Annotated in this window: 12 protein-coding genes and 1 riboswitch; of the genes, 6 read left to right on the top strand and 6 right to left on the bottom strand. The window is 72.2% G+C overall.

Translation table 11 applies throughout. The features are described from left to right. The first annotated feature begins 971 nt into the window (after positions 1-971). The gene (gene purL, locus E1300_RS08290) at positions 972-3272 is read left to right on the top strand and encodes a phosphoribosylformylglycinamidine synthase subunit PurL (protein WP_131756316.1); all 2301 of its coding nucleotides are present in this window, start codon (positions 972-974) and stop codon (positions 3270-3272) included. Between the two features lie 157 nt (positions 3273-3429). On the opposite strand, the gene E1300_RS08295 is transcribed toward purL, so the two are convergent. The 3 genes from E1300_RS08295 to E1300_RS08305 form a co-directional block, all read right to left on the bottom strand. Further along, positions 3430-4395, bottom strand: coding sequence for a coiled-coil domain-containing protein (locus E1300_RS08295; RefSeq protein WP_131756281.1), 966 nt, complete (start codon positions 4393-4395; stop codon positions 3430-3432). A 2-nt stretch (positions 4396-4397) separates the two neighbouring features. Further along, positions 4398-4567, bottom strand: a riboswitch (cyclic di-AMP (ydaO/yuaA leader). A 157-nt stretch (positions 4568-4724) separates the two neighbouring features. Then, on the bottom strand, positions 4725-5894 hold the full coding sequence (locus tag E1300_RS08300; RefSeq protein WP_131756282.1) for a S8 family peptidase: 1170 nt from the start codon (positions 5892-5894) through the stop codon (positions 4725-4727). A gap of 208 nt (positions 5895-6102) precedes the next feature. Then, a complete protein-coding gene (locus E1300_RS08305) occupies positions 6103-8016 on the bottom strand; it encodes a serine/threonine protein kinase (protein WP_131756283.1) in 1914 nt (637 codons plus the stop codon). A gap of 192 nt (positions 8017-8208) precedes the next feature. Between E1300_RS08305 and E1300_RS08310 the strand changes: the two genes are divergently transcribed. Together E1300_RS08310 and E1300_RS08315 are read left to right on the top strand one after the other, a co-directional pair. Continuing rightward, positions 8209-8652 carry a sterol carrier family protein gene (locus tag E1300_RS08310; protein ID WP_131756284.1) on the top strand — a complete coding sequence of 148 codons (444 nt, stop codon included), beginning with the start codon at positions 8209-8211 and terminating at the stop codon, positions 8650-8652. A gap of 212 nt (positions 8653-8864) precedes the next feature. Continuing rightward, positions 8865-9527 carry a LamG domain-containing protein gene (locus E1300_RS08315; protein WP_165502736.1) on the top strand — a complete coding sequence of 221 codons (663 nt, stop codon included), beginning with the start codon at positions 8865-8867 and terminating at the stop codon, positions 9525-9527. Positions 9528-9537: 10 nt separating this feature from the next. On the opposite strand, the gene E1300_RS08320 is transcribed toward E1300_RS08315, so the two are convergent. Further along, a complete protein-coding gene (locus tag E1300_RS08320) occupies positions 9538-9813 on the bottom strand; it encodes a hypothetical protein (RefSeq protein WP_242619013.1) in 276 nt (91 codons plus the stop codon). Positions 9814-10035: 222 nt separating this feature from the next. Here E1300_RS08320 and purF point away from each other — a divergent pair, with 222 nt between their 5' ends. From purF to E1300_RS08335, 3 genes are all read left to right on the top strand, one after another. After that, positions 10036-11487 (top strand): amidophosphoribosyltransferase, encoded by a 1452-nt coding sequence (gene purF / locus E1300_RS08325; RefSeq protein ID WP_131756287.1) that lies wholly within the window; start codon positions 10036-10038, stop codon positions 11485-11487. After that, entirely contained in the window at positions 11484-12533 is a 1050-nt protein-coding gene (purM, locus tag E1300_RS08330; protein ID WP_131756288.1) for a phosphoribosylformylglycinamidine cyclo-ligase, read from the top strand. Before purF ends, purM begins: the two co-directional genes overlap by 4 nt. Before the next feature lie 145 nt (positions 12534-12678). Further along, entirely contained in the window at positions 12679-13332 is a 654-nt protein-coding gene (locus E1300_RS08335; protein ID WP_131756289.1) for a SanA/YdcF family protein, read from the top strand. Positions 13333-13446: 114 nt separating this feature from the next. Here the strand turns inward: E1300_RS08335 and E1300_RS08340 are convergent, their stop codons facing one another. Continuing rightward, a complete protein-coding gene (locus tag E1300_RS08340; RefSeq protein ID WP_131756317.1) occupies positions 13447-13650 on the bottom strand; it encodes a DUF3073 domain-containing protein in 204 nt (67 codons plus the stop codon). 375 nt (positions 13651-14025) lie between these two features. Then, complete coding sequence (locus tag E1300_RS08345) at positions 14026-15108, bottom strand: Leu/Phe/Val dehydrogenase (protein ID WP_131756290.1); 1083 nt, start codon at positions 15106-15108, stop codon at positions 14026-14028. Positions 15109-15167: the final 59 nt, after the last annotated feature.

Here is a 15167-nt window from a genome sequence, read left to right on the forward strand (position 1 = left end):
TGACCCAGGCCTTCGAGGCGATGCTCGAAGAGGAGGAGCCCGCGGTCCCGCCCGCCAGCCCTCCGGTCAGTGGACAGGTTCCTCCCGCCACCGGGCAGGCCCCGCCGGCCAATGGCGGCCCTGTGTCCCCGGAGCTGTCGTCCGAGTTCGCTCGGGCGCTGGCGGAGGAGGGCGCGATCGGACCGTCCTCGCCTACGGCCGACCCCACCCGCACCACGCCCGACCTCAACGGCTCTGGTCCTTTCCAGCAGCCGGACGGTTCGGGGCCCGTCCAGCGGAGCTCTGGTCCGTTCGGGATGGGAGCGCAGCCGCCGCTGGGTTCCGGCACCGGTCCGCAGCCCGCGGTGGGCACCGGGCCTCAGCCGAGCGTGGGTTCTGGTACCGGGCCTCAGCCTGCCGTGAATTCGGGTACGGCACCTCAGCCGGTGGTCGGGTTCGGGACGGGTCCGCAGCCCGCCGTTGACTTCGGTACCGGCCCGCAGCCGCCTGTCGGCTCGAACACGGGCCCGCAGCCCGCCCTGGGCAGCGGTCCGCATCCGGCTGCTACGGCGGAGGGACAGGGCACCGGGCCGCAGTCGACGATCGACGCGGAGCACCCGCTCGGCGGGCCGGTCACCGGACCGCTGCCCACCGCGACCCCCACCGGACCCCAGCCCACGGTGCCCCCCACCGAGTCGCAGCCCACGGCCACGCCCACCGGGCCGCAGCCCACCGTGACGCCTACCGGGCCGCAGCCCATCGTGACGCCTCAGGGGCCGTCCACCGGGCCTCTGCCGCCCCTTGGCCTGCGCAATCTGCCCGAGAGCGGCCCGCAGCCCGCGATCGGCGGCCAGGGCTCCGGTCCGATCCCCGTCGTCGACGGGCCGGGGACGGGGCCGCAGCCCGTGGTCGGCGGTCCCGGAACCGGGCCGCTGCCGGGCGTGGAGGGGACCGGCCCCCAGCCGGCGCTGAGCAGGGGCAGGCGGATCGGCATGGGCACCGGCCCGCAGCCGTCGATCGGCCATGGCACGGACACGGTGGCCATCGCCGCCGCGTCGCCCGAGCGCTCGCAGCCGTACGTCGAGCTGGGCATGAACGACGAGGAGTACCAGCGGGTACGCGAGATCCTCGGGCGGCGTCCCACGTCGGCGGAGCTGGCGATCTACTCGGTCATGTGGAGCGAGCACTGCTCCTACAAGAGCTCCAAGGTGCACCTGCGCCAGTTCGGCGAGAAGGCCCCGAAGACGGACGCGCTGCTCGTCGGCATGGGCGAGAACGCCGGTGTGGTGGACATCGGCCAGGGCTGGGCGGTCACCTTCAAGGTGGAGTCGCACAACCACCCGTCCTACGTGGAGCCGTACCAGGGGGCTGCGACCGGCGTGGGCGGGATCGTCCGCGACATCATGTCGATGGGGGCCCGTCCCATCGCGGTGATGGACTCGCTCCGGTTCGGCCCGGCGGACGCCCCCGACACCCAGCGCGTGCTGCCCGGCGTGGTCGCCGGGGTCGGCGGCTACGGCAACTCCCTCGGCCTGCCGAACATCGGCGGCGAGACGGTGTTCGACGAGTGCTACGCGCAGAATCCGCTGGTCAACGCGCTGTGCGTCGGCGTGATGAAGCACGACGAGATCAAGCGCGCCGTGGCCCCCGGGCCGGGCAACCGGGTGATCCTGTTCGGCGCCCGGACGGGCCCGGACGGCATCGGCGGCGCGTCCGTGCTGGCCTCGGCGACGTTCGACGACGAGTCGGAGCAGAAGCGCCCGAGCGTCCAGGTCGGCGACCCGTTCATGGAGAAGCTGCTGATCGAGTGCTGCCTGGAGCTGTTCCGCGAGGACCTCGTGGTCGGCATCCAGGACCTCGGCGCCGCCGGCGTGTCCTGCGCGACGACGGAGCTGGCCGCGGCCGGCACCGGCGGCATGCACGTCGAGCTGGACGCCGTCCCGCTGCGCGACGAGACGCTCCGCCCTGAGGAGATCCTCATGAGCGAGTCGCAGGAGCGCATGATGGCGGTGGTCGAGCCCGGCAAGGTCGACCGCTTCATGGAGATCTGCGGCCGCTGGGAGATCCCGGCGACGGTGATCGGTTCGGTCACCGACACGGGACGGCTGGTTATGACCTGGCGCGGCGAGACGATCGTCGACATCCCGCCGGGCACCGCCGCCGACGAGGGGCCGGTGTACCAGCGCCCCTACGAGCCCCCGCTCGACCTGGGCGCGCTCCAGGCCGACACGCCGGGCCGTCTCACACGTCCGTCCAACGGCGACGAGCTGCGCCGCACGGTGCTGTGGCTCGCGGGGTCCCCGAACCTCGCCAGCAAGACGTGGGTCACCTCGCAGTACGACCGGTACGTCCTCGGCAACACGGTGCTGGCCATGCCCGACAACGCGGGCGTGGTGCGGATCGACGACGAGTCGGGCCTGGGCATCGCCCTGTCCCTGGACGGCAACGGCCGGTACGCCCGGCTGGACCCGTACTCGGGCGCCCAGCTCGCCCTGTCGGAGGCGTATCGCAACGTCGCCGCCACCGGTGCGCGTCCGCTGGCCGTCACGAACTGCCTCAACTTCGGCTCCCCCGAGGACCCGGGCGTCATGTGGCAGTTCGCGCGCGCGGTGGAGGGCCTCGCGGACGCCTGCCAGTACCTGGGCGTCCCGGTGACGGGCGGCAACGTCAGCTTCTACAACCAGACCGGCACCACGCCGATCAACCCGACCCCGGTCATCGGCGTCCTCGGCGTCCACGACGACGTGCGCCGCCGCGTGACGATGTCGCTGACGTCGGACGGCGCGGCGATCGCGCTGCTCGGCGAGACGCGCGAGGAGTTCGGCGGCTCGGAGTGGGCGCACGTCGTCTACGGGCACCTGGGCGGGCTCCCGCCGCTGGTGGACCTCCCCGCGGAGGTCGCGCTGGCGGGCGTCATGGTCAACGCGATCCGCGAGGGACTGGTGACCGCCGTCCACGACCTGTCGGACGGCGGCCTGTCGCAGACCCTGGTGGAGGCGTGCCTGCGCGGCGGCCTCGGCGCCCGGATCACCCTGCCGGGCGACCCGTTCGTGTCGCTGTTCAGCGAGTCGGTGGCCCGCGCGATGGTGGCGGTCCGTCCGGGGGCGGAGGCCCGGCTGGCGGCGCTGTGCGAGGCGGCCGGGGTCCCGGTCACCCAGATCGGTGTCGCGGGCGGCGACGCGCTCAGCGTGAGCGGACGCGGCGCGGAGGGCGAGCCGCAGGAGCTGTTCAGCATCCCTCTGGCGGAGCTCCGTGAGGCCCACGAGCGCATGCTTCCCACCTACGCCGACTGACGGGCAGGGCACGGTCAGAGGACGACGCGAAGGGCGCCCCCTCGGGGGCGCCCTTCGCGCGTCGGACGGGCCTGAGGCCGCGACGACCCTGACCCGACGCCGCGACGAGCCTGGCCCGACGCCGCGTCCCATCCAGGAGTCCTAGAAGGCGGAGCTCCTAGAAGACCGAGATGTGGACGTGGTCGTAGTGGTTCGCGGTGACGCCGCCGCGGTTCTCCATGGCCCGCCAGCCGGGGCTGCGCAGGTCGTAGATGCGCTGCCGCCAGATGATGTACTTGATGCCCAGCGCGCTCGCGTGGGAGATGGCGTAGGCGGCCGTGCGGTCGCCGAGGCTCTGGGCGCTGCCGGTGGCCATGACGCCGCCGGTCGTCACCATGAAGTCGCAGGCGTGGCCGGTGCCGTGGTCCTGCGGGTCGCCGGTGGTGCGGACGCAGCCGATCGTCGGGAACGGTCCCATCTCCAGGTCGATGGTGTTCTTGACCTTCAGCATGCGGGGCGTGACGCCGCCCATGCCGACGCTCGGCGACTCGGGCTTGTACTTCTTGACGAGGTTCCTGATCCGGGTCTTCTGCGCGAGCAGGTCCTTGATCTCCTTCTGGAGCTCCGCGATCTTCTGCTGGGCCTGCTTGCGGGCCTGGTCCTGCTGGGAGACGAGCGACTGGATCTGCTCGACCTTCGCGGCCTTGTTCTGCGCGAGGTGGCTGACGAGCGTGACGTTGCCGAGGAGCTCGGACGGGTCGTCGCTGGCCACGACGGAGATGGCCGGGTCCTGGCCGCCCGTCATGTACTGCGTGGCGGCCATCTGGGCGACGAGGCCCCGGGCCTCGGTGAGGTCGCTCTGGAGGTCCCTGGACTTCGCCAGGGCCTGCTGGACCGCGTACTGGGCGTCCTTCAGCTTGGCCAGGTCGCCGCCGTAGGCCTTGTCGAGCTGAGCGATCTGCTTGTTCAGCCTGGCGAACCTGCCGCTGTCGCCGGGGTCGGCGGCGAGCGCCGCCGCGGCGGCCGGCACGGACGCCTCGGAAGGCACGGGCGCGCCCGCCAGGGGCACGGCGGTGGCGATGGCCACGAGAGCCACGGCGGCGCGTCGTCCGCCGCGCCGAAGGGTGGAGGTGGGGGTCTCCACGTCTCTCCTCTCCTCGTTGGCCTACCGGGTTAGCTGACGGGTTCGGGCTGGAGTGTGCCCTATCACCTGCCTTGCGGCCGGTGAACTCACCCCGGACCGGGACGATCGCTCGTCCCGGCGGTGGGTCCCCGGTTCCCGGGGCTCGCGCCACGGGATTCGGCCGGTCCGGTCGGTCCACCCTTGGTACGGAAGGACGGGCCGGACGCCATCAAACGGTGCGGAACCGTCTTCTGCCTCGCCAAGGTTAGACCCCTGCGGCGCATGGGACGGCTCGAAGCCGGAGAAGCCCGGCTCCCTGCTGGGAGCCGGGCCATCCTACGTGACGGGATTCACAGCTTGCCCTTGTAGAGCAGGCGGTTGGCCTGGCCGCGCAGGCGTCCGAGGGTGTTCTTGGTGGAGTTGTCGTTCAGCCACTTCTGCACCTGGGGGAAGGTCGCCTTCTTGTGGCCGGTCAGGTAGAGCGCCGCGACGCCGCTCACGTACGGGGTCGCCATGGACGTCCCGCTGAGGGACTCGTGGCCGCCGTTCAGCCAGGTGGAGGTGATGCCGTAGCCGGGGGCGTTGATGTCCACGCACTTGCCCCAGTTGGAGAAGGTGGCGCGGTTGTCGTAGCTGGTGGTCGCGCCCACCGTCATGACCCAGCCGGCGCTCGCGGGGGAGCCCTTGCAGGCGTCGATGTTGTCGTTGCCCGCGGCGACGGACACGAACACGCCCGACTTGGACAGGTTGGTGACCGCCGTGTTCAGCGCGGCGGACTTCGGCCCGCCGACGGACATGTTCGCGACGGCCGGCTTGGCGGCGTGGGTGCGCAGCCACTGGGCGGCGGCGACCAGGTCGGACATCGAGCCGGAGCCGTCGCAGCCGAGGACGCGGAGCGCGCGCAGCTTGACGTTCTTCGCGACGCCGTAGGTCTTGGCGCCGATGATGCCCGCGACGTGCGTCCCGTGGCCGTTGCAGTCGTTGCCGTCGGCGAACCCGGAGGCCTTCCAGGCGACGGCGGCGCGCCCGCCGAACTCCTTGTGGCCGACGGCCAGGCCCGTGTCGATGATGTAGGCGGTCACGCCGGTGCCGGTCGCGGTGTAGGTGTAGGTCTTCGACAGCGGGCGCTTGCGCTGGTCGATGCGGTCCAGGCCCCAGGGCAGCGGGGCGCGCTGGGTCTTGGACGCGATCTTCACGACCTGGTCCTGCTCGATCGCGGCGACGCGGTGGTCGCGGCGCAGCCGGGTGAGCTGGTCGCCGTTCAGCCGGGCGGCGAAGCCGTTGAGGACGCCGTCGAAGCGCTGGACGCCGGAGGCGCTGACGTTCCTGGCGGCGGCGTCGGTGGACGCGCCGGGCTTCAGCGTGACGATGTAGCGGCCGGGGAGGGGCGTGCCCTCGGCGGCGGTCACCCGCACGAGGGACGGGGACGGGTCGGCGGCGAGCACCGGGATCGTCGCCGCGGCGCCCACGGAGGCGGCGACCGCGCCGATGAGCAAGAGCCTTCGGTGGACAGCCCGCAAGACGTCTCCTTCAGTCGAAGTCCTTGGCCGAGCCCTTCGGGTGGGGCGCCGCGGTGAGCGGGACCCTGCGGGGATCGAGGGCGTTCGACCGAGGGAACCCTAGCGGATCCGTCCGGAAATAAGCGGTATATCGGGCTTCTCGCTCGGCTGTGAACGCGGCCCGGCGGCGCGGAGCCGCGGCCCGGCGGCGAGGGGCGCCGGGCGGCGGTCAGCCGCGGCTCAGCTTCCCGGCGTAACCGAGCTGCGTGCCGGGCTTGCTCCACGCGTACTGGAGCGTCCCGTCCGGCTGGCGGGTGATCCGCACGGTCCCGGCGGTGCACGGCTTGGGGATCGACAGCGCCATGTTGAGCGAGCTCTCCGTGCCCTTGCTGAGCGTGAGGGTGCCGGTGCACTTCTCCCGGGGATACACGGCGCGCGCGGTGGTGCCGCCCGTCTGGAACGTGACCTCGACGGGGAAGGAGGCGTTGCGGTTGGTGTTGACGACCGTGCCCTTCCAGGTCCCCGCGAACGCCGACGGGATCGTCGTCACCGGACGGTTGTCGGACGCGTTCGTCTGGTCGGCGGGCGGGCCCGGGTCGTCCTTGAGCTGCGGCCACAGCACCAGCGCGATGATGGCGATGCCGACCGCGACCCCGATGGTCAGCGAGAGCGCCACACCGAGAACGTGGTTGCTCGGACGGCGGATCCGGATGCGGGACGCCAGCGCCGGCCCCCCGTGGCGTCCGCCGCCGCTCCCGCCATCATGGGCGGGCTTCATCCCGGGGATGAGCGTCGTGTCCGTGCGGTCGCTGGGCTCCGCTGGATCGATCGCGTCGAAAGCGGTGGTCGAGCCGGACGCCGGGCTGAACGCGTTGAAGGTCGCGGTCGGCTCGGCCCCCGCGTCGTACCTGGCCTCCGCCACCGCGTCGTACCGCGTGCCGTACCTGTCGTCGGCTCTGAGGTCCGACCTGGTCTCGGACGCGGGGTCGGACTCGGGGATCGCGTTGAACCAGGCCGTCTTCTCGAAGGCCGCCGGGTCGAGCGCGGGCGTCTCCGGCTCCGCCGGTGGGCTCACCGGAGGTGGCGCCACGGCAGGCGGGCCGGACGGCCGCGTGGGGGAGGCTCCCTGCTGGGGCGGCGGTACGGACAGCGGAGGCGAGATGATCTGGAACGGCGCTGCGCCCATGGGAGAACGCGGCGGCGTGGACCCCGGAACCACCGGCTCGGGTGCCGCCGGTTCCGGAGCCTGGGGCTGCGGTAGGGGACCGGAGCCCGAGGCCAGGGCGCGTCCCTCCTCCACCATCGAAGTGGGCATGCGATCCGCTAGAGGGGACTTCTCGTCAAGCAGCCGTTCCAGCAGTTCCTTCGCCGTCGGACGGTCGGCCGGGTCCTTGGAGAAAGCGTGCGCCAGCAGTTCGCCCAGCGAATCGGGGACGGACGACAGGTCGGGCTCGTCGTAGACGATCCGCTGCATGACCTCGGACGGCGAGTCGTCACCGAACGGAGGCTTGCCCGACGCGGCGAACAGCATCGTGGCCGCCCAGGCGAAGACGTCGACGGCGGGTCCGATGCCCTTGCCGCTGAGCTGCTCCGGGGCCTTGTAGGCGGGATCCTCCGTGATGTGCCCCGCCGGAGCGGCGCTGACGGCCTCCAGGGCGTGCGCGATGCCGAAGTCGCTCATCCTCGGCCCCCGCCTGCCGAGGAGGATGTTCCCGGGCTTCAGGTCGTGGTGCAGGGCACCGGCGCGGTGCACGGCCGCGAGCGCGACCGCCGTACCGACCGCCAGGCGCTCCACGACTCCGGCGCCGCGCTTGCCCTCCTCGTCCACGAGCTGCTGGAGGGACGGCCCGTCCACCCATTCGCTCACCACGTAGGGGCGGTCGCCCTCGACGTCCGCGTCCAGGATCGCCGCCGTGCAGAAACCGGAGACCTTGCGAGCGGAGGCGAACGCGCCGGCGAACCGGGACCGTGCCACCGGTTCGCCGCTCAGCCGCACGTGCAGCAGCTTCACCGCGACGAGTCGCGCGGCGGGGCCCGTGCCGAGGAAGACGGCCCCCTGCTCGCCGACGCCCAGCCGACCCGTGATCTCGTACGCGCCGAGCCTTCGCGGGTCACCGGGCTGCAGGGGCAGCGCCTCGGGCATCTGACGAACCTCCGTGTCCTCCGGGGACCGCGTCCCCGGCCGTCCCCGTTCCTTCCGGTCCCCGTGCCTTCCGGTCCTTGTGCCTTTCGCCCCGGTGCCTCGTACCGGGGTCCATTTTTACCGGCTGCGGGGAGCCGTGGTGCCGTAGCCGCCGGATCGGCCCCGGGCCCGCGACCGGTAGCGTCGGTCGCGATGCCACGAACACCGCTCTCGCCGGCCGTCCTGAACGAGCGGCGCGCCGCGCTCGGCCTGCCGCCGTACACCGGGCCGGACGAGCCGGCGGCACTGCGCCGCGCGGCCCTCGACACCGTCCTGGCCTCGGTTGAGGCCGGGACCGCCGAGCCGTCCCGGCCGATCGTGAAGGGGGCGGTGCGGTTCCTGCTCGACCGGCTCGCGGAGCTCGCGCCGGGCCGGTCGGTCGAGGTCCGCGTCCCCCCACACGCCGCCGTTCAGTGCATCGACGGCCCGCACCATACCCGGGGAACACCGCCGAATGTGGTGGAGATGGACGCCGATGCCTGGATCGCCCTGGCCACGGGACGGCTGGCCTGGGCGGACGCGGTGGCCGACGGACGGATCCGAGCGAGCGGCGCGCGCGCCGACCTGTCCGACCACCTCCCCCTGCCGCTGGACTGAGCCCCCAGGGGGCCTGAGCCCGGGTGGCGTCGCCGAACTGAGGCGGAGATCACACTTTCGTCCGCTGCTGACCTGTGTTCATGGCGCACTCCCGGTACGGCTGCCCGGCACCCGTCCGATCCAGGTCTTGCCAGTGCCGCCGGGCGCTGCGAGCGTGGTGGGCACCGACGGTTCGGGGGCTGGCATGTTCGGGGGGCTGGCATGGAGGTGCCATGCTCATCGCACACTGGACGTTCGACGTGGAGACCGTCGAGGGACGGCGGGTCTCCGACGCGACCGGAGGCGGGCCGGCGGCCGAACTGAACGAGACGGCGGAGATCGTCCCGGGCCGCGCCGGCGAGGCCCTCGCGCTCTCCGCGGGCGCCCGTGCCGTGATCCCCGCCACACCCGGCCTCGTCCTCAGCGAGGTCTTCGGGTTCAGCCTGGCCTTCTCCGTCCAGGTCACCGAGGAACCGACCGGCGAATGGCGGAGCCTCGCCTACAAGCCGGTCGCCGAGCACGACGCGCGGGGGCTCGGCCTGTGGCTGTACCCGGACGCCATGCGCCTGCGCGTGCAGCTCTTCACCATCAAGGGGCCGGACTACGCCGACAGCCGGGCCCGGCTGAAGCTCGGTGAATGGGCCCACGTGGCCTTCGTCGTGAACGGCGACGGCATGTTCCTGTACGTCAACGGCAAGCTGGATGTGGCCGTCCCCTTGGAGCACGCAGTCATCACCACCGCGGGACCCCTGTACCTGGGCAGCGAACCCACCAAGCCCGGTTTCGGTGGCCTGATGGACGACGTCCGGGTGTACGCCTCCGCGCTCGACCCCGAAGCCGTCCGGGAACTGGCGACCTCGGAAGCGGCCCCGTCCAGGGACGAGGAAGCGGGTTAGGCGGCCCCGGTCACGGGGTGGTGGTCGCCTGGGCGAACGGGAACTCGCGCTCGACGCAGCCCTTGCGGGCGGTGGCGCTCGGGTACCGGTCCTCGTCTCCGCAGTGGGCGGCCTTGCCGAGAAGCCACACGAGGGCCAGGGAACCGGCGAAGAGGGCGACCGCCGAGCAGACCATCCCCGCCGCCGCTAGACCGCGCTCGGAGCGGTCCCGGGTCACCGACACCAGGCCCACGACGAGACCGGCGAACGCGGGGACCATCCCCAGCAGGCACACGGAGAGCCCCACCAGACCGATGATCCCGAGTACCAGGGACGCCCTCGCAGCACCGCTCCGCCTGGGCGGTGCCGGAGGCGCGTAGGTCCGGTAGCCGGGCATCGTCATGGGTCCCTCCCCTGTCGCCCACCACATTTCCGTGCCCGCCGCCGGGCCCGTGGGCGCGGGGGGTAAAGGTCGCTTAAGGACATCCGCCGATCGGAGCAGGTGAACGGGGCACCTAGACTGGCCGACGTGCCTCTTCGCGACGGACGTCTGAGCCACGACATCGATCCCTCCGACCGCTCCCCGCAGGACGCCTGCGGGGTGTTCGGCGTCTGGGTCCCCGCGGACCAGGCGTCGCGGGCCGAGGTGAGCAAGCTCACCTACTACGGCCTGTACGCCCTCCAGCACCGCGGGCAGGAGTCGGCCGGCATCGCGGTCAGCGACGGCTCCCGCATCGTCGTCTTCAAGGACATGGGCCTCGTCGCCCAGGTCTTCGACGAGTCGGTGCTTAACACGCTGCGCGGCCACATCGCCGTGGGCCACTGCCGCTACTCCACGACCGGGTCGCCCACGTGGGAGAACGCCCAGCCCACGTTCAGGCCGACCGACGCGGGCGGGCTGGCGCTCGTCCACAACGGCAACCTCATCAACACCCCGGAGCTGGCGGCCCGCCTGGACGCCGGAGTCCTCAACGCCACCAGCGACACCGAGGTCCTGACCGCCCTCCTGGCCACCCGCGAGGGCGGCCCCCTCGCGGCGGCGCGCGACATCCTCCCGGCGACGCGCGGCGCGTACTCCCTCGTGTTCATGGACGAGGGGACGCTCTACGCCGCCCGCGACCCGGAGGGCATCCGCCCGCTCGTCCTGGGCGCGCTGGAGGACCGCGGCTGGGTGGTCGCGTCCGAGACCGCCGGGCTCGACATCGTGGGCGCGCGCTTCGTCCGCGAGATCGAGCCGGGCGAGCTGATCGCCATCGACGGCGACGGCGTCCGCTCCGAGCGGTTCGCCGAGGCGCGCCCGAAGGGCTGCCTGTTCGAGTACGTGTACCTGGCGAGACCCGACACGACCATCGCCGGGCGCAGCGTCCAGGCGACCCGCGTCGAGGTGGGGCGCCGGCTGGCCGCCGAGCATCCCGTGGAGGCCGACCTCGTCATCCCGACGCCGGAGTCGGGCACCCCGGCGGCGATCGGCTACGCCGAGGCGTCCGGGATCCCGTACGGCCAGGGGCTGGTGAAGAACTCCTACGTGGGCCGGACGTTCATCCAGCCGTCCCAGACCATCCGCCAGCTCGGCATCCGCCTCAAGCTCAACCCGCTGCGCGAGGCCATCGAGGGCAAGCGCCTCATCGTGGTGGACGACTCGATCGTGCGGGGCAACACCCAGCGCGCGATCGTGTCGATGCTGCGGGACGCGGGCGCCAGCGAGGTCCACGTGCGGATTTCCAGCCCGCCCGTGGCGTGGCCGTGCTTCTACGGCATCGACTTCGCCACCCGGGCCGAGCTCATCGCCGGCAACCTGTCGGTGGAGGAGATCCGCGACTCCATCGGCGCCGACTCCCTCGGCTACGTCTCCCTGGACGAGCTCATCTCCGCCACGCGCATCGCCAAGGACAGGCTGTGCCGGGCGTGCTTCGACGGCGTCTACCCCATCGAGGTGGAGCAGGACGCCCGCGGCAAGCACCTCCTTGAGGCCGGTCGATGACCCGTCCTACGGGCCGACCGGTGACGTCGTACGAGGCCGCCGGGGTCGACATCGCGGCGGGCGAGCGCGCCGTCGAGCTGATGAAGTCCCGGGTGGCCCGCTCGCGTCGTCCTGAGGTCGTGGACGACGCGAGCGGGTTCGCGGGTCTCTTCGACGCCTCGGCCTTCCTGCGCTACAAGCGTCCCCTGCTCGCCACGTCCACGGACGGGGTCGGCACCAAGGTCGACCTGGCGCGCCGTCTCGGGATCTACGACACCGTCGGGCACGACCTGGTGGGCATGGTCATCGACGACCTCGCCGTGTGCGGGGCCGAACCGCTGTTCATGACGGACTACATCGCCTGCGGCAAGGTCGTCCCCGAGCGGATCGCCGACATCGTCGGCGGTATCGCCGACGCGTGCGCGCTCGCCGGCTGCGCCCTCGTCGGCGGCGAGACGGCCGAGCATCCGGGGCTCCTGGAGGCGGACGAGTTCGACATCGCCGGCGCCGGGACGGGTGTCGTCGAGGCGGACGAGCTGCTCGGCCCGGACCGGGTCCGCGCGGGCGACGCCGTCATCGCCATGGCCTCGTCGGGCATCCACTCGAACGGGTACTCCCTCGTCCGGCACATCCTCGCCACGACGGAGCTGGAGCTTGAGTCCGAGCCGGGAGAGCTCGACCGTCCGCTCGGCGAGGAACTGCTCACCCCCACGCGCATCTACGCCCAGGACTGCCTGGCCCTGACGCGAGCCGGGGGTGTCCGAGCGTTCGCCCACATCACCGGAGGCGGTCTCGCGGCGAACCTCGCCCGCTCCCTGCCGCCGACCGCGGACGCCGTGCTGGACCGCTCCTCGTGGGAGGTCCCGGCGCTCTTCCGCGTCCTGCAACGGCACGGCGACGTCCCGCAGGCCGAGATGGACAAGACGTTCAACCTGGGCGTCGGCATGGCCGCGATCGTCGCTCCCGACACCGCCGACGCGGCGCTCCGGCTGCTCGCCGACCGCGGCGTCCCGGCCTGGCACCTCGGCGAGATCACCGCGGGCACGGGCAGCGCCGTCCTCGGCTGACAGATGCCCGCGGCCGGTCCGCGAACTCCGGCGGTTGCCGGGACGTCGGACAGGTGTGATCACTCGCTGGAAGCGCGGAAAGGACCGCGAACGGCCCCAGAAGCCCGCTGAGCCCCTTTCGGGCCTCGTGAGTCTCCTGGGACGAGTGAGACGCTGGGCGGGGCCCCTGAGCGTTCTCGGCGGCCTCGGGGCCTACGCCGTGCTGGCGCCGACGGCCTGGGTGTACGCGGACACCGCCCATTGCCGGGCATCCGTGGCGAACGTCCCCGAAACGCCGGTCGCGCTGGTCCTCGGCGCGGGGATCTGGCGCGACCAGCCCTCGCCGCTGCTGGCGCGCAGGCTCGACCTGGCCGCGGAGCTGTACCGCCGCGGCAAGGTGAAGGTCCTGCTGGTCTCCGGCGACAACCGGGTCAAGGGCTACGACGAGCCGACCGTGATGCGGGCCTACCTGGCGGGCAAGGGAGTCCCGGAACGCAAGGTGGTGCGTGACTTCGCGGGCCTGGACACCTGGGACTCCTGCGCCCGCGCCAAGCGCATCTTCGGCGTGACGCGTCTCACCGTCGTCACGCAGGACTTCCACCTGCCCAGGGCCGTGGCGCTCTGCCGGGCCGCGGGCATCGAGGCATGGGGTGTAGGCGACGACAGCATGGGCGGTGGACGCACCCAGGCGACCCTCAACGGCTACGCCAGGGAGCCGCTCGCCATGATGAAGGCCATGGGCAACCTGGCGCTACGGCCCGACCCGGCGCTGCTCGGCAAGGCGGAACCCGGCGTGAAGCAGGCGCTGGCCTCACCCTGACCGGCGCACACCGAACGACGCGCGCGGATCCGGGCGGCGCGCACTGAACGACCGGCGCGCGCAAACAAACGCCACTGCCCGGTCGCCCGGGCAGTGGCGGGATGTTTCAGCCGGTCAACCGGAGGTGCCGTCCTTGCGCTCCTCCGTGCCGTAGTCCTCGGCGTAGTCAGCGTACTTCTCGGCGAGTTCGTCGTAGTCGTCGCCGGAGTCGTTGACTCCCAGTTCGCTCTTCAGGCGGTCGAGATCCGTGTTGCCGCTGTTGTACTTGAGCTGGCGGGCAACCTTCACCTGCTTGGCCTTGGCTCGGCCGCGACCCATTGGCTCGACCCCCTCGATGGTCAGGGCTTTCGTGGGCCCATCAACGCGCGCGTGTACCACACGAACCGGTGCCTGATGAGCCATGCGTCAGTCACGGATACAACCGTACCCGTTTTGCGCCCGGCTCGGTACATCGACGGTGCGTGGCGGCGTCCTTGTTGCGCAGAAGACAGTGTATCCGCTGGTCGGCCGCCTGCGGACGTGGAACGCCACGGAAGCGGGACGCCTCCGTCCGGCCTGTTCAGAGCGGCGCGGAGGCCGCCGTGGAACGATGTAAGGCGCTCCACGGCGGCTTCTAGGACGGTCCAATCAGGCTTGGAGGGCACCTGTGGGGAAGCCCGCTCCGCACCCGGGGCGATCTCCGGGACGGTCCGTTCAGACCAGGATCCCGCGCAGCCGACCGATCTCGGACATGCGCCGCTCGGCGAGCCGGTCGGCGGCGACCGCCGGCGGGACGCCCTCGTCGGCGGCCAGCTCGAAGATCTTCTGGGTGGTCTCGAAGATGCCCGCCGCGCGGGCCTTGGCCCGCTCGAAGTCGAACCCGTCGATCTCGTCCGCGACCTGGATGACGCCGCCGGAGTTGACCACGTAGTCGGGGGCGTAGAGGACGCCCCGGTCGGCGAGGCTCTTCTCGATGCCGGTGTGGGCGAGCTGGTTGTTGGCGGCGCCGCACACGACCCGGGCCTTCAGGACGGGCACGGTGTCGTCGTCGAGCGACCCGCCGAGCGCGCACGGCGCGTACACGTCGATCTCGTCGCGGATCAGTGCGTCCCTGTCCGCGACGACCTCGACCTCCGGGTGCAGCGCCCGCACCCGCTCGACGGCGGACTCGGCGACGTCGCACACCACGACGTCGGCGCCGTCCTCACGCAGGTGCTCGACGAGCCGGTGCCCCACCTTGCCGACACCCTCCACACCGACGCGCCGTCCACGCAGCGTGGGCGCGCCCCACACGCTCTTGGCGGCGGCGCGCATCCCCTGGAACACGCCGAAGGCGGTGAGGATCGACGAGTCGCCCGCCCCGCCGTGCTCGACCGTCCGCCCGGTGACGAAGCGGGACTCGCGCGCGACGACGTCCATGTCCTCGCTGTAGGTGCCGACGTCGCACGCGGTGTAGTAGCGGCCGTTCAGCGTCTGCACGAAGCGCCCGTAGGCCCGGAGCAGCGCCTCCGACTTGTCGATGGCGGGATCGCCGATGATGACGGCCTTGCCTCCGCCGAGGTCCAGTCCCGCGAGGGCGTTCTTGTACGCCATGCCGCGGGACAGGTTCAGCACGTCCGCGAGTGCCTCCTCCTCCGATTCGTACGGGTAGAACCGGGTGCCGCCCAGCGCGGGGCCGAGCGCGGTGGAGTAGATCGCGATGATCGCGCGCAGGCCGCTCGCCTCGTCCTGGCAGAAGACGACCTGCTCGTGTCGGGGTTCGGTGCCCTTGTGGGGCGCCCCGAAGACATTAGGCACGGTAGTGCCCTCCTCTCCGTCTTGAGATCAGACTAAGGGCGGCACGCTCGGTGAGGCCT

The organism is Actinomadura fibrosa (assembly GCF_900659615.1).
Taxonomy (GTDB): domain Bacteria; phylum Actinomycetota; class Actinomycetes; order Streptosporangiales; family Streptosporangiaceae; genus Spirillospora; species Spirillospora fibrosa.

Coding starts and splice junctions, on each gene's coding strand:
- E1300_RS08310 (WP_131756284.1), top strand. CDS start 8,209: ATGCCACGAACACCGCTCTCGCCGGCCGTCCTGAACGAGCGGCGCGCC.
- purM (WP_131756288.1), top strand. CDS start 11,484: ATGACCCGTCCTACGGGCCGACCGGTGACGTCGTACGAGGCCGCCGGG.
- purL (WP_131756316.1), top strand. CDS start 972: ATGGGCACCGGCCCGCAGCCGTCGATCGGCCATGGCACGGACACGGTG.
- E1300_RS08340 (WP_131756317.1), bottom strand. CDS start 13,650: ATGGGTCGCGGCCGAGCCAAGGCCAAGCAGGTGAAGGTTGCCCGCCAG.
- E1300_RS08305 (WP_131756283.1), bottom strand. CDS start 8,016: ATGCCCGAGGCGCTGCCCCTGCAGCCCGGTGACCCGCGAAGGCTCGGC.
- E1300_RS08315 (WP_165502736.1), top strand. CDS start 8,865: ATGCTCATCGCACACTGGACGTTCGACGTGGAGACCGTCGAGGGACGG.